19 protein-coding genes are annotated in these 20,672 nt (G+C 47.6%); 17 read left to right on the top strand and 2 right to left on the bottom strand.

Annotated elements, in window-relative coordinates; translation table 11 throughout:
- Positions 1-71: 71 nt before the first annotated feature.
- Genes kdpA through kdpC form a run of 3 tightly spaced genes read left to right on the top strand, consistent with a single transcriptional unit; the run spans position 72 to position 4,564 of the window.
- Entirely contained in the window at positions 72-1,748 is a 1,677-nt protein-coding gene (kdpA, locus tag ACEN8J_RS15655) for a potassium-transporting ATPase subunit KdpA (RefSeq protein ID WP_029516351.1), read from the top strand.
- Between the two features lie 37 nt (positions 1,749-1,785).
- A complete protein-coding gene (kdpB, locus tag ACEN8J_RS15650) occupies positions 1,786-3,816 on the top strand; it encodes a potassium-transporting ATPase subunit KdpB (RefSeq protein WP_029516352.1) in 2,031 nt (676 codons plus the stop codon).
- 19 nt (positions 3,817-3,835) lie between these two features.
- A complete protein-coding gene (gene kdpC, locus ACEN8J_RS15645) occupies positions 3,836-4,564 on the top strand; it encodes a potassium-transporting ATPase subunit KdpC (RefSeq protein WP_029516353.1) in 729 nt (242 codons plus the stop codon).
- Positions 4,565-4,671: 107 nt separating this feature from the next.
- On the opposite strand, the gene ACEN8J_RS15640 is transcribed toward kdpC, so the two are convergent.
- Positions 4,672-5,991, bottom strand: coding sequence for an Nramp family divalent metal transporter (locus tag ACEN8J_RS15640; RefSeq protein WP_029516354.1), 1,320 nt, complete (start codon positions 5,989-5,991; stop codon positions 4,672-4,674).
- A gap of 585 nt (positions 5,992-6,576) precedes the next feature.
- On the opposite strand from ACEN8J_RS15640, the gene ACEN8J_RS15635 reads away from it, so the two are divergent.
- The 3 genes from ACEN8J_RS15635 (at position 6,577) to ACEN8J_RS15625 (ending at position 8,001) form a co-directional block, all read left to right on the top strand.
- A complete protein-coding gene (locus ACEN8J_RS15635) occupies positions 6,577-6,996 on the top strand; it encodes an organic hydroperoxide resistance protein (RefSeq protein WP_029516355.1) in 420 nt (139 codons plus the stop codon).
- 123 nt (positions 6,997-7,119) lie between these two features.
- Positions 7,120-7,446 carry a hypothetical protein gene (locus tag ACEN8J_RS15630; RefSeq protein ID WP_013309265.1) on the top strand — a complete coding sequence of 109 codons (327 nt, stop codon included), beginning with the start codon at positions 7,120-7,122 and terminating at the stop codon, positions 7,444-7,446.
- Between the two features lie 129 nt (positions 7,447-7,575).
- Positions 7,576-8,001: a thiol-disulfide oxidoreductase DCC family protein gene (locus ACEN8J_RS15625; RefSeq protein ID WP_029516356.1), complete on the top strand. Its 426-nt coding sequence runs from the start codon at positions 7,576-7,578 to the stop codon at positions 7,999-8,001.
- Positions 8,002-8,009: 8 nt separating this feature from the next.
- On the opposite strand, the gene ACEN8J_RS15620 is transcribed toward ACEN8J_RS15625, so the two are convergent.
- Positions 8,010-8,786 carry a DUF3153 domain-containing protein gene (locus ACEN8J_RS15620; protein WP_049816931.1) on the bottom strand — a complete coding sequence of 259 codons (777 nt, stop codon included), beginning with the start codon at positions 8,784-8,786 and terminating at the stop codon, positions 8,010-8,012.
- Positions 8,787-9,025: 239 nt separating this feature from the next.
- On the opposite strand from ACEN8J_RS15620, the gene ACEN8J_RS15615 reads away from it, so the two are divergent.
- From ACEN8J_RS15615 to ACEN8J_RS15565, 11 genes are all read left to right on the top strand, one after another.
- Positions 9,026-9,997, top strand: a complete 972-nt coding sequence (locus ACEN8J_RS15615; RefSeq protein WP_069012200.1) for a metal ABC transporter solute-binding protein, Zn/Mn family — start codon at positions 9,026-9,028, stop codon at positions 9,995-9,997.
- 14 nt (positions 9,998-10,011) lie between these two features.
- Positions 10,012-10,776 carry a metal ABC transporter ATP-binding protein gene (locus ACEN8J_RS15610; protein ID WP_029516358.1) on the top strand — a complete coding sequence of 255 codons (765 nt, stop codon included), beginning with the start codon at positions 10,012-10,014 and terminating at the stop codon, positions 10,774-10,776.
- A 5-nt stretch (positions 10,777-10,781) separates the two neighbouring features.
- On the top strand, positions 10,782-11,711 hold the full coding sequence (locus tag ACEN8J_RS15605; RefSeq protein ID WP_029516359.1) for a metal ABC transporter permease: 930 nt from the start codon (positions 10,782-10,784) through the stop codon (positions 11,709-11,711).
- Positions 11,708-12,595 carry a metal ABC transporter permease gene (locus ACEN8J_RS15600; protein ID WP_495593683.1) on the top strand — a complete coding sequence of 296 codons (888 nt, stop codon included), beginning with the start codon at positions 11,708-11,710 and terminating at the stop codon, positions 12,593-12,595. Before ACEN8J_RS15605 ends, ACEN8J_RS15600 begins: the two co-directional genes overlap by 4 nt.
- Before the next feature lie 215 nt (positions 12,596-12,810).
- A complete protein-coding gene (locus ACEN8J_RS15595; RefSeq protein ID WP_165145395.1) occupies positions 12,811-15,138 on the top strand; it encodes a histidine kinase in 2,328 nt (775 codons plus the stop codon).
- 533 nt (positions 15,139-15,671) lie between these two features.
- The gene (locus tag ACEN8J_RS15590; RefSeq protein WP_495593682.1) at positions 15,672-16,829 is read left to right on the top strand and encodes a P-loop NTPase family protein; all 1,158 of its coding nucleotides are present in this window, start codon (positions 15,672-15,674) and stop codon (positions 16,827-16,829) included.
- A 15-nt stretch (positions 16,830-16,844) separates the two neighbouring features.
- On the top strand, positions 16,845-18,092 hold the full coding sequence (locus tag ACEN8J_RS15585) for a TadA family conjugal transfer-associated ATPase (protein WP_495593681.1): 1,248 nt from the start codon (positions 16,845-16,847) through the stop codon (positions 18,090-18,092).
- The gene (locus tag ACEN8J_RS15580) at positions 18,089-18,880 is read left to right on the top strand and encodes a type II secretion system F family protein (protein WP_069012193.1); all 792 of its coding nucleotides are present in this window, start codon (positions 18,089-18,091) and stop codon (positions 18,878-18,880) included. The genes ACEN8J_RS15585 and ACEN8J_RS15580 overlap by 4 nt, the downstream gene beginning before the upstream one ends.
- A 6-nt stretch (positions 18,881-18,886) precedes the next feature.
- Positions 18,887-19,771, top strand: coding sequence for a type II secretion system F family protein (locus tag ACEN8J_RS15575; RefSeq protein WP_340884746.1), 885 nt, complete (start codon positions 18,887-18,889; stop codon positions 19,769-19,771).
- A 13-nt stretch (positions 19,772-19,784) separates the two neighbouring features.
- Complete coding sequence (locus tag ACEN8J_RS15570) at positions 19,785-19,976, top strand: Flp1 family type IVb pilin (RefSeq protein WP_013309278.1); 192 nt, start codon at positions 19,785-19,787, stop codon at positions 19,974-19,976.
- On the top strand, positions 19,976-20,644 hold the full coding sequence (locus ACEN8J_RS15565) for a TadE family protein (protein WP_069012192.1): 669 nt from the start codon (positions 19,976-19,978) through the stop codon (positions 20,642-20,644). Before ACEN8J_RS15570 ends, ACEN8J_RS15565 begins: the two co-directional genes overlap by 1 nt.
- Positions 20,645-20,672: the final 28 nt, after the last annotated feature.

Here is a 20,672-nt window from a genome sequence, read left to right as displayed (position 1 = left end):
GTGCACTTCATAGATGGTCTAATCGGGTCTGTTGTTCCAAACGCAGGAGCATTTTGAAGGAGGAATAGAGGATGGAGCTGCTTCAAATTGGAATTGTGATCGTTATATTGCTGCTCTTGGTAAAGCCAATGGGTACATATATGTATCATGTATTCTCGAATGAACCGAATCGGACGGATCGGATTTTTGGCAGAACAGAAAAGCTGATTTATAAGGTAGTAGGCTTGAAGAAAGTGGAGAGCATGCGTTGGACTACGTATGTTATGAGTTTCATTGCTACGAACGTCGTGCTTGTGGCAATCAGCTACTTGCTGTTGCGTTTACAGGGAATGCTTCCCGGTAATCCGGCTGGAAACAGTAATATGGAAGCATCACTAGCTTTTAATACGGTAATCAGCTTTATGACGAATACGAATCTCCAACATTATAGCGGAGAAAGCGGGCTTACGTATCTGACACAGATGGCGTTCGTCACGATGATGATGTTCACTTCGGCTGCTTCCGGTTTTTCGGTTGCTGCGGCTTTTATGAGAGGATTGACGCGGCGCGGTGAAGGGATGGGCAATTTCTTTCAAGATTTTATTAAAGCTATTATAAGGATTTTCCTGCCGCTGGCCTTTGTGCTTACGCTGGTGCTGGTGGGATTGAAGATACCACAGACGCTACAGCCTACGGCGGATCTTACGACGCTGAGCGGAACACAACAGCAAATTTCTATGGGACCCATTGCTTCTCTGGAGTCCATCAAGCATTTGGGGACGAACGGGGGCGGTTATGCGGGAGCTAACTCTGCGCATCCTTTTGAAAATCCAAGTCCTTGGACGAACGTGCTGGAAATTTTGGCAATGTGGGTAATGCCGGCTTCGTTGCCGTATACCTTTGGATTGTTTGCCCGTAATCGTAAGCAGGGCTGGATTATTTTTAGCTCCATGATGGTATTGTTTCTAATTTTTCTATCCATTACGTATGTGTCTGAGAAGACAGGTAATCCGTTAATCCAGACACTGGGTGTGGATGCTTCTCAGGGAAGCATGGAAGGGAAAGAGGTTCGTTTCGGTATTGGACAATCGGCTTTATTCACTGCGGTCACAACAGCGGCAACGACAGGTTCGGTCAATAATATGCATGATACACTAACCCCGCTAGGTGGCATGGCTGCTTTGGGAGAAATGATGCTAAACGTCATTTTTGGCGGCAAGGGTGTCGGGCTGATGAATATGCTGATGTATGCGATTCTGGGTGTGTTTATATGCGGACTGATGGTCGGGAGAACTCCGGAATTTATGGGAAGGAAAATTGAAGGCAAGGAAATGAAGCTGATCGCCATTGCCATTTTGGTACATCCGTTTCTCATTCTCGCCCCAACTGCGCTTGCGTTTATGAGTCATTGGGGATATGATGCGGTCACTAACCCTGGCTATCACGGGTTGACTCAGGTGCTCTATGAATATGCGTCATCTGCCGCAAATAATGGTTCGGGGTTTGAAGGTCTTTCAGATAACAACGTATTCTGGAATGTAACAACGGGGATGGTTATGTTCTTCGGGCGATATGTATCTATGATTGCATTGTTGGCTGTGGCGGCTTCGTTGAATGCCAAAGCGCCGACTCCGGTGACGACGGGGACACTGCGCACGGACAACAAGTTATTTGGAGCCATTCTGATCGGGGTCGTGCTGCTGATTGGTGCGTTGACCTTTTTACCTGTCATCGTATTGGGACCTGTTGCTGAATTTTTGACCATGTGAAGAAGAAAATGAGAATGGATGAACGGGGTGTTTGACCATGAAGGAACAACGCAAACACATGCTGGACAGAAGCATCTTGAAGCATGCGATCAAGGATAGCTTTATAAAATTAAATCCGATGATGATGATGAAAAATCCTGTCATGTTCGTCGTGGAGATCGGTACATTGGTCGTGCTGCTAATGTTACTGTTTCCCGGTTATTTTGGAACTGACAAGGAAATAGGCTTTAACCTGGCCGTGTTTGTTATTCTGTTGTTTACGTTGCTTTTTGCCAACTTTGCCGAAGCGCTCGCGGAGGGGCGGGGTAAGGCACAAGCTGCCTCTTTAAAAAAATCCAAGCAGGACACGCAAGCTAACAAGCTCGTCGGAAATGACATTCAGGTGGTTAGCTCAACCGAGTTGCGTAAGGGGGACGTAGTTATTGTCTCCCAGGGTGAAATGATTCCAAGCGATGGTGAGGTCATTGAAGGTTTGGCTTCGGTGGATGAATCTGCAATTACGGGAGAATCGGCTCCGGTCATCAAGGAATCGGGTGGTGATTTTTGCTCGGTAACCGGCGGAACGCGAGTGGTTAGTGACCGGATTAAGGTGCGGATTACGACAGAGCCGGGCGAGACATTTATTGATAAAATGATTTCGCTCGTGGAAGGCGCTCAGCGGCAAAAAACGCCGAATGAGATTGCGCTGAACACTTTGCTGATTAGCTTGACGATTATTTTTCTAATTGTGGTGGTTACGCTAGCGCCGATTGCCCGTCATTTTAACATTGATTTGCCTGTTCCTGTGCTGATTTCGTTGCTAGTCTGTCTGATTCCAACCACGATTGGAGGACTGTTGTCAGCCATCGGGATTGCCGGTATGGACCGGGTCACCCAGTTTAATGTGCTAGCCATGTCAGGCAAGGCGGTAGAAGCTTCTGGGGATATCAACACGATGATTCTGGATAAAACAGGTACAATCACCTTCGGGAACCGGATGGCGAGTGAATTCGTGCCTGTAGAGGGCGTGGAGAAGGCAGAGCTAGTGAAGTGGGCAGCGACTAGCTCTATGAAGGATGAGACGCCAGAGGGTCGCTCGGTTCTCGAGTTGATGCGCAAACAGGAGCATACGTTGGATGAATCCTTGGCGGCAGGTGGAACCTTTATCGAATTCAAGGCGGAGACCCGGATGAGTGGTCTGGATCTGGCCGATGGACGAAAGGTACGCAAGGGCGCAGTGGATTCCGTTCGGCAATGGATCGTATCGCAAAATGGCAGTGTTCCAGCCGATCTGGAGGAAAAAGCGAATCAGGTAGCCTCTGAAGGAGGTACACCGTTGGCAGTCGCGCTAGATGATCAGATATACGGTATTATTTATTTAAAGGATACAGTGAAGCCAGGCATGAAGGAACGGTTTGATCAGCTCCGGGAAATGGGTATCCGTACGATCATGTGTACCGGAGATAATCCGCTGACAGCAGCTACAATTGCTCGAGAAGCGGGTGTGGACGACTTTGTAGCTGAGAGCAAGCCGGAGGACAAAATCGCGGTTATCCGACGTGAGCAGGAACAGGGTAAGCTGGTTGCCATGACTGGAGACGGCACCAATGATGCACCTGCGTTGGCGCAAGCCGATGTAGGTCTTGCCATGAATAGCGGCACAGTCGCGGCCAAAGAAGCGGCTAATATGGTGGACTTGGATTCCGATCCGTCCAAAATTATTGAGGTGGTCGCGATCGGCAAGCAGCTGCTTATGACGCGCGGAGCATTGACAACGTTCAGCATTGCGAACGATGTTGCCAAATATTTTGCCATCATCCCGGCGATGTTCATGCTAGCCATTCCACAAATGGGCGCTTTGAACGTCATGGGGCTTGGCTCCCCGCTGTCGGCTATTTTGTCGGCGTTGATCTTTAACGCGGTTATTATTCCGCTTTTGATTCCGCTGGCCATGAAGGGCGTGAAGTATAAGCCGATGAGCTCGGATCGCCTGCTGGGACGGAATTTGCTGATTTACGGTCTGGGCGGTATGGTCGTACCGTTTGTCGGTATAAAGGCCATTGATTTGCTGGTGCATTTGTGGATTTAGCGCAGAAAGGGTGAACGACATGAGTGGTTTTTATCGGATGATGTCTGGACGCAGATTTGCTGCACACGAAAAAGCTGAATCTGGCGGACAAGGTCATAACAAACATACAGGGACCGGGACTGTGTCGGAAGGAAAACCGGAGAGACAAGAGATGCGAGGAAGTACAGTTATTGGAGTGGCTTTGCGAACTTCGGTGCTGATGATTCTCTTGTGCGGTTTGGCATATCCGCTAGCCAGTACAGGAATAGCGCAGGTTCTGTTTCCGCAGCAAGCAAACGGCAGTATGCTTCGTGACGCGGAGGAGCGGGTGGTCGGCTCCGAACTGATTGGGCAGTCTTTCACTGATTCGGCGTTTTTTCAAGGTCGGGTATCGAGCGTTGATTATAATGGGGTTGGTTCAGGCTCTAGTAACTACGCACCGTCGAATCCGGCCTTGATACAGCGAGTCAAGGACTCTATTGCGGATTGGCAGAAGCATAACCCGGATGTGCCTGTTAGTCAGGTTCCGGTGGACCTGATTACGAACTCCGGCTCCGGTCTGGACCCACACATCTCGCCACAGGCGGCATGGGTGCAAATTCCGCGCATTAGCGGCTTGACGGGTATCCCGCAGGATCAACTGAGAGCACTGGTGCAGGAGCAGACAGAAGGCCGCAACGCCGGCGTGTTCGGCGAGCCGCGTGTCAACGTGCTCAAGCTAAATCTTGCGCTTGAGGCGCAAATGAAGGTAGAGCCTGCCAAGCGTTGAGCATTCTCTATGTATACAGGACAAATAAAATAGGAAACAAAAAAGGTATTTCGCTGCCATTGGGGCAAGTGAGATACCTTTTTAATATATTCATATTTGGCTACCGATTAACCTGAAATCGTTTGGATGATGAGCACTACATTCAAGATAATGATGATAGCGGTCACGATCCAGGTTAGTACTTTTTGCCACATTTTATTTGCGAATTCACCCATAATCTTTTTGTCGCTGGTAAAGAGCAGTAATGGAATGATGGCAAAGGGAAGCTGGATGGATAGGATGACCTGGCTCAGCACAAGCAGTTCCTCCGCACCTTTTTCCCCTGCGATGGCAGTGACGATGACCGCTGGAATGATCGCGATGAGGCGGGTCACCAGACGACGCAACCAAGGTGAAAGACGAAGATTCAAAAAGCCCTCCATCACGATTTGCCCGGCTAAAGTGCCTGTTACGGTTGAATTTTGCCCTGAGGCGAGTAACGCTACCCCAAATAGTATGCTCGCCAGTGTGGTTCCCAGTAGGGGCGAAAGCAGATAGTAGGCATCGCTAATTTCGGCTACATCTGTTCTTCCTGCCGTATGGAATACAGCAGCTGCCACGATCAAGATGGCGGCATTAATAAATAATGCGAACATCAGCGCTATACTGGAATCCCAAGTTGCAAATGTAATAGCTTCCCGTTTACCTGCTGAAGTCTGCTCAAATTTGCGAGTTTGTACAATAGAAGAATGCAGATACAGGTTATGCGGCATTACGGTAGCACCCATAATACCGATAGCAATATACAGCATGCTTGGATTCGTCAAAATTTGCGAGTCTGGTACAAAGCCACCCAATACGCCGCCCCATTCCGGTTGTGCCAAAATGAGATTAATGCCAAAACAGCCGGCAATCGTCGCCATCAGTACAATGACGAGGGTTTCCAATGCCCGAAAGCCTTTGTTTTGCAGCAGTAAAATGAGCATAACATCAAATGCGGTAATGATAACTCCGTATAGTAACGGTAGACCAAACAGCAACTTCAGCGCAATGGCTGAACCGATGACCTCGGCTAAATCCATGGCTGCTATGGCAATTTCGCACAAGAGCCATAAGCCGATCGCGACAGGACGACTGTAGGCATCACGGCACATTTGAGCCAAATCTTTACCTGTGGCAATGCCAAGCTTGCCAGATAAGGCTTGCAGCAGGATGGCCATTAGGTTGGAGATTAGAATGACACTAAGCAGCGTGTAGCCGAATTTTGATCCGCCGGCGATGTCTGTAGCCCAGTTGCCGGGGTCCATATAGCCGACTGCGACCATATAGCCGGGTCCAGCAAAGGCAAGAAACTTCCGAAACCATGTCCCGTCTTTTGGGACGCTCAAGGAACGATTCACTTCCGACAGTGAAGCGATTTCCGCGAAGTTACCCTTTGTATTTTTCATACGCTTCACCTTCTTTATGGATGTTGAAATATATTATTAGTGACATAACGATTGTGTTATCCCTATTGTACACTCCCAATAGTTTTTGTCTAGTACAACTTTTGTGTGGTCAAGCAAGTTAATCGTATTTTTGAAGCAATATGGCCATCGTATAAGCTGAACCATAGAAAAACCAAGCTATATCGCTCTGAGGGGAGCGGCTTGGTCGTTTTGGATTTTTTAAATTGTTGTCCATCTTCCGGGTGAACGCCCGTTCCATATTTTATTAATTTTTTTCTCGCGTGCGACAGGGTTACCCCATCGAATGGGTAGGACCATAAAATGGTCTTACCTTATTCCGTCCCCGAAAATTAAACGACTGGTGGAGATGGTTGTTCAATGTAGACGGCCCAAGTAGGAGCCTATAACATATAGTGTAAACATGGTGGGGTGGAACTAAACGGTAAATGTACTAGTTTACATCCATATTTCAAATGATTCATTTTATGTAGTTCGTTTAAAGTACATACGAGAAGGAAATCATGTATTAACATGACGATAGGTTCCTGCGGAATGCAAAAGATATAGTGAAGGAGAGATGAAAACATGGAAGCATTATACACAGCATCAGCAACGGTACATGGTGGAAGAGACGGTTCAGTCGCTTCATCCGATGGAGTTTTGAAGCATAAGCTCAGCACGCCGAAGGAACTGGGTGGCGCAGGTGGAGAAGCTACGAATCCAGAGCAATTGTTTGCGGCAGGCTATGGTGCCTGCTATGAGAGCGCATTGGCTAATGTGGCCCGGAAGGCTAAGGTGAAGGTGGACAATGTTGAGGTCACTAGCCACGTATCTATCGGCAAGGATCCAAGCGATGGCGGCTTCCAGCTGGCGGTACGTCTGGATGTGAAAATACCCGGTATTGAACGCGCCCTGGCCGAAGATTTGGCACGCCAAGCGCATGATTTTTGTCCGTACTCCAAAGCAACACGCGGTAACATTGATGTCGAGCTTAATGTCATTTGACTGCATTTCTATAACTTCTACACTCTGGCCGCCGATTTATCGGGGGCTTTTGCACATAGATCTTGATTCGCTGAGATTCACGGCCATTTGACATCATCGCCAAAATTCATTAAGATGGCTTAGGTGATTCTGGTCATCAGGTACGAAACAAATTTGAAAAATACGGGTGATATGATGTCTTACAGACCGAATATTGTTAATTTCACGCTGGCTGGCAGCAACGAAAAAGAAGGGCTTTATGAGTTTAAAATGAGTTTGGCCGATGGAACGGAGTGCCGCGTTTTTTCTCAACGTCATCCGGAGTGGACCTTGACGAATATTAGTCGACTGCTAACGACGCCTTGCCCGGTATGCCATAAGGATTTTATCTGCAAGTGTATGGATAAGTTCCATGAGGAGTTTTTAGAGCAAATTAATACGAAACAGCTGTTTGAGAAAGCATTGAGCTAGTTTTTCGAACAGGTAAAGACTATACATTTCTAAACAAGCGTCGGATAATTTCGGCGTTTTTTTGTTTATATTCATATGGTTGCGTTGATGGTATTCATGCCGTTGATTTCCCTGGAGGTGAAATGCTATATGAACCAGTCTGATCATGCTCATTCAGATCACTCCATTGTGTTGGTGGATGGGGTATGCCACTTTTGTCAGGGAGCAGTCCGCTTTATTATCAAGCGTGACCCTAAGGGAACATTTCATTTTGGTTCCCTGCAATCCGAGGCAGGACAAGAACTATTACGTGCAGGAGGACTATCTGCGGATCAGCTGGATACGTTCGTGCTGATTGAAGACGGTACGTATTATACAAGGTCCACCGCGGCTTTGCGAATTGCCAAACGTCTTCGTTTTCCATACCCGCTGGCCTATGGTTTCATCCTGGTACCCCGCTTTGTGCGCAACGCAGTCTATAACTGGGTGGCGCGTAACCGATATCGTTGGTTTGGCAAGGATGAAGAGGATCAATGTCTGATCCCCCCACCAGAAATTAGACAACGATTTTTTTAGTTTCTTTTTTAAGTTTCTTTTTTGGAGCGATGTCTACGAATTAGTAAGATCACAGCGATCACGATCAATATCAGGCTCGTAACAGCTACATACATGATATGTCGTACATTGGGCACGTTAACAGACAATTTTAGCTCGTTAGATTCCAATGGAGCAATGTTCCAGTACAGTGTTTTTCCGTCTTCCGACACACGGTCCGCATTATGGGTAGCAGGTTGGATGGGTAAGGATAGGCTGAAGTTAAGATCCAGCTGCCGCTCCAGTAATTTGCGCGCAAACACATTCATTTGCTTAAATTTGTCACTCAGTCCTTGAGCTTCTTCAGGAAGCATCCGTGGTAGATCGAGCTTCATGGTAAGATCAATATTCGTTGTGAAAAAATGTTGGCTCACAGCGCGCTTTATTTCTAATCCCTCAGGTAGATGTAATCCCTGACTGGGATTTTTTTTGTTTGTGCTCCAATCTCCTTGATAATGCCCCTTGATTTGATATCCCTTTCTTCCCTGTTCAGCTAGCGGCTGTACATCTACATTGTTGCTTTGAATACGCTTGACTAATTGATCTAGCACCCCGGGATTGTCCAACATCATCAGTGTCTGGTTGTTTACGCTGAACGTCGCATCCATATCTACACTTTGATCGAGATGAACATCTACATGGATGTCACCTCGAGCACAGGAAGTTAGGGCAAGCAGACAGCATACCAGCATAAAAATGAGCAGTATTTTTCGTATCCGAACTTGCCGACGTTTGTTCCGATATGGGCTGTACCCTATTGGCTTCATGACCTACACCTCTTTATATGTATTCTTTGGTTTAACGATTGGATATCTTCTATATATTACACATTGGGAGAACGAAAATCGAACGGTATAACGAAATACATAAGAAGAATTATATTTCACAAAATGTTTCCCTAGGTAAAAACTTTAGTGTATACTCTAAAATATAGTATTGATAAAAAAATAATTGAATCAAGGAAATAGTTTGTCCCAAAACGAAATTCAAAGGAGGATTTTAAAACATGAAAAAGCAGTTTAAGAAGGCTTTGCCGCGCTGGGTAACGACAGTTGGAGTATTGTCTCTAGCTCTGGTTCTAGCGACTGCATGTACCGATGCTAAGAAGAAGGAGCAGGGAAGTGCGAGAGAGACGGGACAAAAAATAAAGGCTACGGCTACCATCGGTATGATCTCTGACATTGTCGGCAAGGTCGGCGGTAATTATGTGGAGGTCACGGGAATTATGAAGTCAGGCGTTGACCCGCATTTGTACAAGGCTTCACAGGGAGATATGCGCAAGCTGGATCAGGCCGACGTTATTTTTTATAACGGATTGCATCTGGAAGGAAAAATGCAGGACATTCTGGAGAAAATCAGCAAGCAAAAACCCGTCATACCCGTGTCCAAAAACATCGCACAGGATCAGTTGCGTGCAGGTAGCCCGGAAATGGGATCTGAGCATGATCCACATATCTGGTTTAACGTACAGAATTGGATGTCTGCGGTAGAAACCGTCAGAGATGAATTGTCGGCGCTAGACGCTGTTCATGCGGAGGAATATAAGGCCAACGCAGAAGCCTATCTTACTGAGCTGCGAGAGCTGGATGATTACACGAGAGAGCAGATTGCCAGTATACCGGAAGCCCAGCGCGTGCTTGTCACGGCACATGATGCTTTCGGCTATTTCGGAGATGCCTACCACATTCAAGTGAGAGGACTTCAAGGTATGAGCACAGAATCAGAAGCGGGTTCTCAAGATGTGACCAAGCTGCGAGATTATTTGGTGGAGCATAAAATCAAGGCCATATTCGTAGAATCTAGTGTTCCGAGAAAGGCCATAGATGCGGTTATTCAGGGGGCCGCTCAGCAAGGTCATACAATTGAGGTTGGTGGCGAGCTGTATTCGGATGCCATGGGTGAAGAGGGCACAGAAAATGGAACATATATCGGAATGGTCAAGCATAACGTCAATACGATTGTTAAAGCTCTTAAATAAGGAGGCAGAGATACATGGGGCATTCACCACTTGTCGTTCGTGATTTATCGGTAGCTTATCAAAAAAAGCCCGTTTTGTTCGATGTTTCCTTTGAGGTGCCGGAAGGCAAGCTGATTGGTATTATCGGCCCGAACGGGGCTGGGAAATCTACACTGATCAAGGCAACGCTTGGATTGATTCCAAAGCTTAGGGGCGAGGTGCTAGTTTACGGCAAGCCCTATAAGCAACAGCTGCTTAAGGTTGGCTATGTACCACAGCGGGAGTCGGTGGATTGGGATTTTCCGACGAACGCATTGGATGTGGTTTTGATGGGACGGTATGGCAGATTGGGCTGGTTTAAGCGTCCGGGAGCAGCAGATCGTCAGGCTGCAATGGAGAGTTTGGACAAAGTTGGAATGAGCCAATATGCAGACAGACAGATTAGTCAATTGTCTGGCGGCCAGCAACAACGTGTTTTTTTAGCCAGAGCACTCGCGCAGGACGCTCAGCTTTATTTTATGGATGAACCGTTCGTCGGTGTGGACGCTGCAACGGAAAAAGCCATTATTTCATTGCTCAACGATCTGAAACAGCAGGGTAAAACCGTGCTTGTCGTTCATCATGATTTATCTACAGTCACGGATTATTTTGATCAGGTTATGCTGTTGAACGGGCATCTTATGGCGTTTGGAGAGACGACAGATATTTTTACCGAGGAAAATCTGCAGCGTACGTATGGCGGGCGTCTGAGTATACTCAAAACAGGCCCGGATTCCGGCACGATACTTGGAGTGAGGTGAGCAGTATGACAAGCTTGGCAACGCTTTTGACCGATCCAAACATGCAGTGGATTTTGCTGGGCTGCATTTTGCTCGGTTTAAGCAGCGGGGTGATTGGCAGTTTTATGTATTTGCGCAAGCAGTCGCTCATGGGAGATGCTTTGGCACATGCGGCTTTGCCGGGGGTATGTGTGGCATTTATGATCACAGGTACAAAATCTGTGTTTGGATTTATGATTGGGGCCGCCATTGCAGGGATTGTTGCGACCTTTGCTATCAGTGCGTTAACCCGGTATTCGCGAATTAAAAGCGATTCGGCGATTGCAGCGGTGCTGTCGGTATTTTTTGGCTTTGGCATTATGTTGTTGACCGAAATTCAGCATAGTGGCGCAGGAAACCAAAGCGGATTGGACAAATTTCTATTTGGTCAAGCTGCGGCAATGGTATTGTCTGATGTCTATACGATGGCGGTAATTTCAGTGGTACTCATCGGAATATGTATATTATTTTTCAAGGAATTTAAGCTGCTCAGCTTTGACCCTGGCTTTGCGCGCGGACTTGGTTTTCCGGCAGGTTGGCTGGATAAGTTGTTGATGCTATTGATTGTCATTGCGGTGGTTGCTGGCATTCAGGCCGTGGGAGTCATAATGATGGCTGCCTTGCTGATTACCCCGGCAGTGTCGGCAAGATACTGGACAGAGAAGCTGGGTGTCATGGTGTGTTTATCAGGCTTGTTTGGTGCTATAGCGGGGCTTGGTGGGACGCTCATTAGCTCTCTGGGGCAAAATCTGCCTACAGGACCGTTATGTGTGTTGTGTGCGACTGTGGTGTTTGGAATGAGCTTGATTTTTGCGCCGCAGCGCGGGATGATCTCCAAGGCTATCGTTCGGTTGAACGCCAGGAAAAATCTGGAGCTGACAGTCGGAACACAGCCAAGGGAGGAGCGTGCCCTATGAGTTCATTTTATGTAATTTTGACGGGAATGTTAGTGGCAGGGGGATGTAGTATCGTTGGGTGCTTTCTTGTGCTCCGAAAAATGGCTATGATCGGTGATGCAATCAGTCATGCGGTACTACCGGGGATTGTCATTGCCTTTCTCATTAGCGGATCGAGAGATTCGGTGTGGATGATGTTTGGTGCGGCAGTGCTGGGTCTTCTAACGGTGTATTTGATTCAGCTGTTCCAACAAAGCGGTCTGCAAAGTGATGCTGCCATTGGCGTGGTGTTTACGTCATTGTTTGCTATCGGTGTTTTGCTGATCAGCGTGTTTGCTTCCAATGCCCATCTGGATATGGATCACGTTTTATATGGGGAAATTGCTTATGTGCCGTGGAATACGTTAGAGATAGCCGGCTTTGATGTAGGTCCGAGGGCTGTGTGGATTACGGGTGCGATGTTTTTGATCAATTTGCTCGTGATAGGGGGCTTTTTCAAGCAATTTAAAATTACTTCCTTCGATCCCGCTTTGGCAGCTTCATTAGGCATTCCAGTTGTTTTTTTTCATTATCTGCTGATGAGTCTCGTCTCATTAACGACGGTGGCGTCATTTGAGAGCGTGGGCGCAATTCTGGTGGTTGGCATGCTCGTTGTACCGCCTCTTACCGCTTATTTGCTGACGGAGAAGTTGTCCCGTATGATTGTATACAGTGTCGGACTTGGGGCCATCAGCTCGGTCGCAGGCTTTTACACAGCAAGTGTATTGGATGCTTCTATTGCGGCATGTATGCTGTGTGTATCAGGTGTGTTGCTGCTTTTGGCTTTTCTCTTTTCCCCGTCTCATGGTGTGGTATGGCAAAAGTTAATTCAACAACGGGGGATCGTTGGCGAATATAGCAAGTGATTGTAGGAAGTGATCCCATATGAGTTACCCAAAATAGCGTGCATTCAGGCATAGGAGACCTGAATGCACGTTTTTTTGCGCTTATGCTACCCTGTGCGGCTTTTTTTGGGGCAAGCTTGATTGATCATCTTGAATTGATTGGGACACGGGAGTACATTCATTACAACCATATAAGATGGACGGAACGAGCGGCTACGCTGTGGGGAGGAACGAAAGTGGAGAGCTTCAAACGTAAATCACCAGAGGAAATACTGGATTCGATTAACAAATTGCATCGAGGCAGACTCAAAATATACATGGGTGCGGTCAGTGGCTCGGGTAAAACGTATCACATGCTGCATGAGGGACGGTCGCTGCAGCATGAAGGTATCGATGTTGTGATTTGTGCGGTATCGACCATGCAGCGGCCTGTGACCGTGGAACAGGTCGGCACGTTGGAGCGCGTGCCTAGTATTCATTGGATAAAAGATGGTGAGGAGCAAAAGGATCTGGATGTGGAAGCTTTGGTGGCACGAAATCCCGAGGTGGTACTGGTGGATCATTTGGCACATCATAACCGCAAAGACGCCCCATTTCCAACACGGCTGGAGGATATTCGGTATTTGCTGGAGCAGGGGATTAGTGTCATTACGACGGTCAATGTTTATGAACTCGAAGGAATTACGGAGTGGGTATATCAGCTGACAGGCTTTGAAGCGGAATATACGGTTCCGGTTGATACACTGGAGCTGGCGGATGAAATTCGTCTGATTGATGCCACCCCGGAGATGATTTTGGAACGGCTGGCGAAAGGCTACATGCATACGCCCAATCCTGAGATGTTTCACCGGGGAAATCTGGGTAAATTGCGTGAGCTTGCCTTGCGATTGGTAGCAGAGGATGTGAATGATTCGCTGGAACGGCACCGGGAGGAGTTGGGCTTGCACGGGGCGTCAGGAGCCGCAGAGCGTATTTTAGTACCTGTCCAATATCATTGGAATGGGTCCATTTATGTACGCAGGGGGGAACAGGTCGCCAAGCGGTTGGGTGGAGATATGCTAGTAGTCTCCTTTGTCAGCTCGAAGCGCAAGCTGTCCAAGGAATCAGCAGCCTTTAAGCGCTCAATTGAGCAATTGGCTGACAAGATAGGATCAACATTTGAAGAAATCCCGCTTTTTTCCCGCAGAAGGTTGCCTCGCCAACTGATTCATTATGCGGTGACGCACAATGTTACCCGTATTGTTATGGGACATTCTCGGCAGACTCCGTGGCAGGAGCTGATGAAAGGATCGCTGGTGAACGGGATTTTAAAACGAATGAAAAATATGGATCTACTGCTGATTGCGGACCGAGCCGAGCAGGAGGGTGAGCGAATTTTACCAACGATGAGACAGGAGGTAGAAGAGAATGACCCGTATCATCGTTTGAGCGTTGAGGAAGCACAGGCTGAGGCAGCCAAAATCCTGCGAGGCAAGCTCAAGGTATACATTGGCGCTGCTCCGGGGGTCGGCAAAACATACACGATGCTGAGAGAGGGAAACGATCTGCTGGAGAGCGGGATTGATGTGGTTATCGGATTGCTGGAAACGCACGGAAGAGCAGAAACATTGGCCCAGGTAGGCTCTCTGGAGATGATCCCTCGTCAGTCCATTGAGCGTCATGGCGCACACTTGGAAGAAATGGACACCGAAGCTATTCTCAGGCGCAATCCCGAGGTGGTGCTAATTGATGAGCTGGCTCATACCAACGTCCCAGGAAGTCTGAGATCCAAGCGCTATGAGGATGTGCTCGCCATTTTGGAACAAGGGATCTCTGTGATATCCACAATGAATGTACAGCATCTGGAGAGCTTAAATGATGCGGTAGAACAGATTACTGGCATACGAGTGAGAGAGACTGTTCCCGACCATATGATGCGTCTGGCCGATGAAGTGCAGCTTGTTGATGTGGCTCCCAAATCGTTGCAGCAGCGTATGCGTGAGGGCAAAATATACGATCCTGCGAAGGTGGAGCAGGCACTTAGCCACTTTTTTAAACTGGGCAATCTGATTGCGTTGCGTGAACTTGCTCTGCGGGAATTGGCAGATGACGTAGATGAGCGGCTAGAATCCTGGGATCGACACGAATCACTTCGGGGACCGTGGCGCAGGGAGGAAGTGATCTTCGTAGGCGTGACGCTAAGCGAAAATGCTGAAAGGTTGATCCGCCGTGGTTTTCGTATCGCCTTTCGGCTAAAGGCTGTGTGGATTGTGACGTATGCTCATGTCGGTGAGTGTATACCCGAGAGACTGAACCCTCGTCTGGAACAACTAAAGTTGCTGACCCACCGACTGGGGGGAACCTTTGAGATGCGGCTTGTTTCCAGCCGACGCGAGATTGCCGACATTTTGATTGCTCCGGTGGAAGGATATTCAGGAACGCAGCTTATCGTGGGGCAGTCTTCCCGAAGTAGCTGTTGGGGTAAGTCTGCGGTTGTGCCGAGGATTCTCCGTCAAGCACGTCATATGGATGTTCTAATTGTGGCGGATTATGATCCGGATATTAAGCTGGAGGTAGATCATTAATTAGCCCAGCAAATTCATAAATAGTCATATGCTGGTTACCGATGGTTCGCTGCTTCCATAGTATATTCTATCTCAAAGAAATGGAGGCGAATTTAAATGTTTAAACATCGTAAGCATCATTGTCATTTTCCAAAGCCAAAAAAACGTGTCTTTAAGAAGATCATTAAGGTGACTGTCATTAAGTTTAAACCTAAATTTGAACGTGATCATCGGAAACATGAAGATTTTGATAAGAAATGTCATTGCCGGAAACGTCATCATCGCCATCATCGCCATCATGACTGTCATCGTCGTCACCACAAATTCTACTAAGATGAAGATGGTAGGAGGCGGGGCTAGACTGCCCGCCTTCTCTTAGTACGAGGATTTTGGAAGATACTTGCACAAAAAATACTTGCTCTAATATAAGCGCTATGCTATTCTACCAGTAAATAGATTGCACGTGACGGAAGCACCGTTCACCAACCGTATGTACTTACGGATGGATGAACGGTGCTTTTTTGCGTTGTTGTGTTAGGGAAGGGATGAGCATTATGATTCCAGTGAAAGTGGTATTAGCCGTAGAAGGTCGGGATTATATTGAGCCGCTGCTGAATTATGTTCACGGAAGCGAGTACGCTAGAAGGCTGAGAATAACGGCTTTTTCGCAACCGGAGGCATTTCATCAATATATGATGGAAACCAGCGGAATGAAAAGACCGGATGTGGTGGTTGGTGAAACTGCCTTTTTGAATCTATGGACAGACGGGGAAGCTGCTGATATTCCTTGTTTGGTATTGCATGAGGGAGAACAAGTGAGCGAATATGGACAGCCTTTATTAAAATATCAGCCTTTATCTGAACTGGTCGGTTTTATTTTGGAAACGGCGAGACAGAAGTCAAATGGTCGGAAAAGTGTAAACAGCCGGGAAGGTGGGATGATTATCGGCATGGTAGCAGCTTCCGGAGGACTGGGCAAGACAACGGCCGCACTCAATATGTCCAAACAGCTGGGGAATGAGGGATATTCGGTATTCTATCTGAATCTGGAGACGGTGGATTCAAGCTCATTATTCACTGGTTCAGGCAGTGCTAGCGGAGCAGAAGGAGAAGGGCTGTCCAGGCTGCTCTATGATCTCAAGGCAGAAGGGAGTGAGGAGACTCCGTTATCCATTGCTTCCTATTGTGTTCGTCGCCCTGAAATTCAGGCGGATACTTTTCAGCCTGTCTATAATCGCAAGGAGCTGACGGACATGACTTGTGATGAAGCGAAAGAGCTGATTCGAACAGTTGCCGAAAGTGGACAGTATGATGTAGTGATCGTAGATGGCGATTCTGAAAAAGGTGATCGGGCTCAAGCCGTGCTTGAAGCTAGTCATAAGCTGATTTGGCTGCTGGCAGACGATTTAATGAGCATGCACAAGTGCGGATTATGGCTGGATGTTTTAGAAACCACGCGGCCTGAAGGGCTTGAAGACATGATATGCAAAACCAGCTTTGTGGTGAACCGCTATATGGGAACTATGATCAACTCGTTACCTCGTGACTTCATGGAGCTAAACGGAGCCTTACCCTATATACCTTCATGGAAACAGATGCAGCACCGTGAGCTGTTGCTAAGTTCACCGATTTATCAGCGGGAAATTCGTCATCTATGCCGCGAGCTGCTGAATGTGGACGGTGTAACACATCCGGCCACCGTTTGGTCTTAAAAGGGGCTGATGAACATGAATGAGGGACGATTTAAGGCATTGCGAGCAGATATCCGAAACGGGCTGGACGTAACGTCTTCGGTAAAGGATGCAGATCTGGTACGGCATATTGAAAATCGAATTTTACACGATGTAGAGCTGGTGGGCTTAACTTCCCGTGAGAAGCACGCACTTGTCCGCAAGATTTTTAACTCTTTCCGTGGGCTGGACGTACTCCAGCCATTGATTGACGACCCGACCGTTACGGAAATTATGATCAACAGTCACCGGGAAATCTTTGTGGAGCGGGCTGGTGAGGTGATGCAGGTATCCGATCAATTTGAATCCCGCGAGCGACTGGAGGATTTAATCCAGACGATTGTAGCCGGGGTGAATCGAATTGTGAATGAGGCTTCCCCCATTGTGGATGCCCGATTAAAGGATGGATCACGCGTAAATATTGTGCTACCTCCGGTTGCTCTCAAGGGTCCGACGATGACCATACGGAAGTTTCCCGAGCGTCCTATGACGATGGATGACTTGATACGAATGGGTGCGCTGGATGCAGAAGCCGCTGCTATGCTCAAGGACTTGGTACGTAGCAAGTACAACATTTTTATAAGCGGAGGAACGGGTTCTGGTAAAACAACTTTTCTGAATGCATTATCCCAATTTATCCCGCCATCTGAACGGATTATTACCATTGAAGATTCAGCAGAGCTGCAAATTGTGACGGTCCCTAATCTGGTCTCCATGGAAACACGGAACGCGAACACCGAGGGGAAGGGAGAAATCACAATTCGTGATCTGATTCGTTCCTCCCTGCGTATGCGGCCCAACCGCATTGTGGTGGGTGAGGTCCGGGGAAGTGAGGCATTGGATATGCTGCAAGCGATGAATACTGGCCATGATGGGAGCTTGTCAACTGGGCATGCGAATAATATCCGCGATATGGTCAGCCGGCTGGAAACGATGGTGCTGGGAGGGGCAGAGCTTCCGCTTGGAGTAGTACGACAGCAGATCAGCTCGGCTATTGATATATTTGTTCATCTGTCACGGATGCGCGACAAATCCAGACGAGTGCTGGAAATTAGCGAAGTGATTGGTTTTGAAAAGGGTGAGGTGACGCTTAACCCCCTTTATCGGTTTCAGGAGCGAGGAGAAAGCAAGGGGCGAATCGTAGGAGGTCTGGAACGTTGTGGCGAGGGTCTGCAACATACTTTGAAGCTGCAAATGGCCGGGATCAATTCGGAAAACTGGCACAGGGGAGGCGTATCAGCGTGAAGTCAGGAAAAACGGCGGCCAAGCAAGTATCACGTGAGGCCCCTTCTCTGCCAGATTATACGGTGTATACATTATCGACAGTACAAAAAAGTCTGTGCATATTCTTTAGTGGCGTGTTGTTCGCGATGATCGGTTATCTATTTTATCACCAATGGATATTATCGTTGCTGTGCGCTGCCGGGGCTGGGGTGATGCCTCGTTATTTTAGGCAATTTTTGCTGCAAAGACGCAGGTCTGCCCTAAGCATCCAATTCAAACAGGCTTTATATTCGCTCTCGTCTTCTCTTTCAGCGGGAAGGTCGGTGGAGAATGGTTTTCGTGAGGCAATAGAGGATTTGAGATTGCTTAGTCCAGATGGAGATCACGACCTGATTTTTGAATTTAACATTATTACCGCCTGTCTCGAAATCGGACAGCCTGTAGAAACCGCTTTGCAGGATTTGGCCCGTCGGGCGCAGATGGAAGATATTACGAATTTTGCGGACGTATTTGCGGCTTGCAAACGAACCGGAGGTGATCTGGTGGAAGTCGTAAGACGAGCTTCAAGTGTCATTGGTGAGAAGCTGGAAATTCAGCAGGAGATCGGTGTAATGATTGCGCAGAAACGTTTTGAATCGAGGGTTATGTTTGCGGCGCCTTTTTTGTTTGTATTGTTTATGACCATGACAGCGGGTGATTACATGATGCCCTTATACAGCGGTACAGGTATGATTTTATCAACCTTTTGTTTATTGGTGCTTGGTGGGTGTCTCGTGTGGATCAACCACATTATGAAGATTGAAGTGTAAGGAGAGATGGGTGTGGTGATGTTGATTTGTCTGGTCATGCTGGTTCTGCAAGTGGGAGGTTGGGTGGTGCTGAACCAGATGCACGGTGCTAAGTATGCGCATTTTCGCCATATGAAGTTGGAGGGACTGCGGCTGCAAAGACTTTCAGTCCCATTTGTACACATGATTCATGCTTCACGTGCTACTCATAGGCTGCCTTTGCTAATGTTCAAGCTCCAGCGTTCGGTGCAAAAGCTGTATGGTATGCGCAACAGCGGAGAAAAAACGATGCTTTTTCTGGCAGAAATGTTGGGTTACGGATATATGATGGCTGCTGGTGGAGCTATAGTATCGCTTTTGCTGGGTGGGGATGCGACCGGGCTGGTGCTCGGATTGGGACTTGGTCTTCTGGTACCCATCGCGCTGATCAAGGATTTGCACGGGAAAGTACAGAAGCGGGATCAGCAAATTTTAATGGAACTGCCTGAACTGTTGAGTAAAATGATGCTTTTAGTAGGTGCAGGTGAGACGGTACAACGGGCATTGCTACATTGCGTGGAACGTAAAGGGGCGGATACGGAACATCCGTTGTATCGAGAACTGAGGCAGACGGTGGCAGAATGGGAAAGCGGCTTTTCCTTTCAACAGGCATTTGAGCACCTGAGCAAACGTTGTGGTATTCAGGAAATGACAGTATTTACGACGACAGTTTTGTTGAATATGAGGCGCGGCGGGAGCGATTTCGTGATGGCTTTACGTGAGTTGTCCCAGACGTTATGGGGCAAGCGGACTTCAATTAGCCGCACAAGAGGGGAGCAGGCTTCATCTAAGCTGGTATTCCCGATGGCGCTGATTTTGCTAACGGTAATTGTGCTCGTGGGCGCTCCGGCTTTAATGATGATGAATATGTAGGAGGAATACAACGATGATGACATTAGTAACGGGCAGTATTCGTAAATTGTACAAGGATGAGGATGGTCTGGGTACGTTAGAAATGATCCTGATCATTGCCATTCTGATTGCGGTGGCAATTATTTTCAAGGATCAGATCAAGAAAATTGTAGAAGGGCTTTTGAAAAAGGCGGATAAAAAAAGTAACGATTTTATGGATTCATAATGCTGTGCAAATTGGCACAAAAAGAGGACGGGAGCTTCTCCTTGGAAGCTTCCCTCGTCTTTCCCATTCTACTGCTGGTCATTTTTGTGATGTTATTTTTTTGCCTATATATATATCAAAAATCTATATTGGTGCAAGTCGCTTCTACTGCTTCAGAAAGAGCCGCTTACAGCTGGGATAACAGCTTCAAGGACCCACGTACAGGAGCATTTGCGCAAGGGCAACGGGATTCTCTCTATTGGCGCTTGAAGGATGATGTTATGCTGGGAGCCCTGTTTGGCTGGACCGGAGCCAACAATCAGGAAAATGTACAGGTGCCGGGCGGCAATGGGGGAGGTTCGTTACCTGCTCAAAAGCTGTCCAATGCAGAAAATAAAATGCCTGCGGGCATGCAGGGGCAGATGACATATGAGAACAGTATGATTCACCGTAAGGTGACCACAAAGTTAAATAAGATCGTGAAGGTACCTTTGCTGAATCAGTTTTTAGATCAGACAGATTTGCAAGGGAAAATGAGCTCTGGCGTGGTCGAACCTGTGGAATGGATTCGTACGGTGGAGTTGGTCCGTTATTATGGTGCGAAGTTTATGGGCAGAGGATCAGGTGAAAAGGTAGATTCGGCAGTTGTAGGCAAAGTATTGATGCAATATGGTCAAAATGGTCAGTGAGAAGTAAGGAATAGGAATGTAACTGGGA

The sequence above is a fragment of the Paenibacillus sp. Paensp38 genome, assembly GCF_059491915.1.
Note: the sequence above shows the minus strand (reverse complement) of the source record. Positions and strands in the feature narration are given on the sequence as shown.

What these genes read in the sequence shown, in the direction of transcription:
- ACEN8J_RS15565 (WP_069012192.1), top strand. Translation starts at nt 19,976, where the DNA reads ATGCTGTGCAAATTGGCACAAAAAGAGGACGGGAGCTTCTCCTTGGAA.
- kdpB (WP_029516352.1), top strand. Translation starts at nt 1,786, where the DNA reads ATGAAGGAACAACGCAAACACATGCTGGACAGAAGCATCTTGAAGCAT.
- ACEN8J_RS15620 (WP_049816931.1), bottom strand. Translation starts at nt 8,786, where the DNA reads ATGAAGCCAATAGGGTACAGCCCATATCGGAACAAACGTCGGCAAGTT.
- ACEN8J_RS15570 (WP_013309278.1), top strand. Translation starts at nt 19,785, where the DNA reads ATGATGACATTAGTAACGGGCAGTATTCGTAAATTGTACAAGGATGAG.
- ACEN8J_RS15610 (WP_029516358.1), top strand. Translation starts at nt 10,012, where the DNA reads ATGGGGCATTCACCACTTGTCGTTCGTGATTTATCGGTAGCTTATCAA.
- kdpA (WP_029516351.1), top strand. Translation starts at nt 72, where the DNA reads ATGGAGCTGCTTCAAATTGGAATTGTGATCGTTATATTGCTGCTCTTG.
- ACEN8J_RS15575 (WP_340884746.1), top strand. Translation starts at nt 18,887, where the DNA reads ATGGGTGTGGTGATGTTGATTTGTCTGGTCATGCTGGTTCTGCAAGTG.
- ACEN8J_RS15625 (WP_029516356.1), top strand. Translation starts at nt 7,576, where the DNA reads ATGAACCAGTCTGATCATGCTCATTCAGATCACTCCATTGTGTTGGTG.
- ACEN8J_RS15605 (WP_029516359.1), top strand. Translation starts at nt 10,782, where the DNA reads ATGACAAGCTTGGCAACGCTTTTGACCGATCCAAACATGCAGTGGATT.
- ACEN8J_RS15640 (WP_029516354.1), bottom strand. Translation starts at nt 5,991, where the DNA reads ATGAAAAATACAAAGGGTAACTTCGCGGAAATCGCTTCACTGTCGGAA.
- kdpC (WP_029516353.1), top strand. Translation starts at nt 3,836, where the DNA reads ATGAGTGGTTTTTATCGGATGATGTCTGGACGCAGATTTGCTGCACAC.
- ACEN8J_RS15635 (WP_029516355.1), top strand. Translation starts at nt 6,577, where the DNA reads ATGGAAGCATTATACACAGCATCAGCAACGGTACATGGTGGAAGAGAC.
- ACEN8J_RS15590 (WP_495593682.1), top strand. Translation starts at nt 15,672, where the DNA reads ATGATTCCAGTGAAAGTGGTATTAGCCGTAGAAGGTCGGGATTATATT.
- ACEN8J_RS15585 (WP_495593681.1), top strand. Translation starts at nt 16,845, where the DNA reads ATGAATGAGGGACGATTTAAGGCATTGCGAGCAGATATCCGAAACGGG.
- ACEN8J_RS15615 (WP_069012200.1), top strand. Translation starts at nt 9,026, where the DNA reads ATGAAAAAGCAGTTTAAGAAGGCTTTGCCGCGCTGGGTAACGACAGTT.
- ACEN8J_RS15600 (WP_495593683.1), top strand. Translation starts at nt 11,708, where the DNA reads ATGAGTTCATTTTATGTAATTTTGACGGGAATGTTAGTGGCAGGGGGA.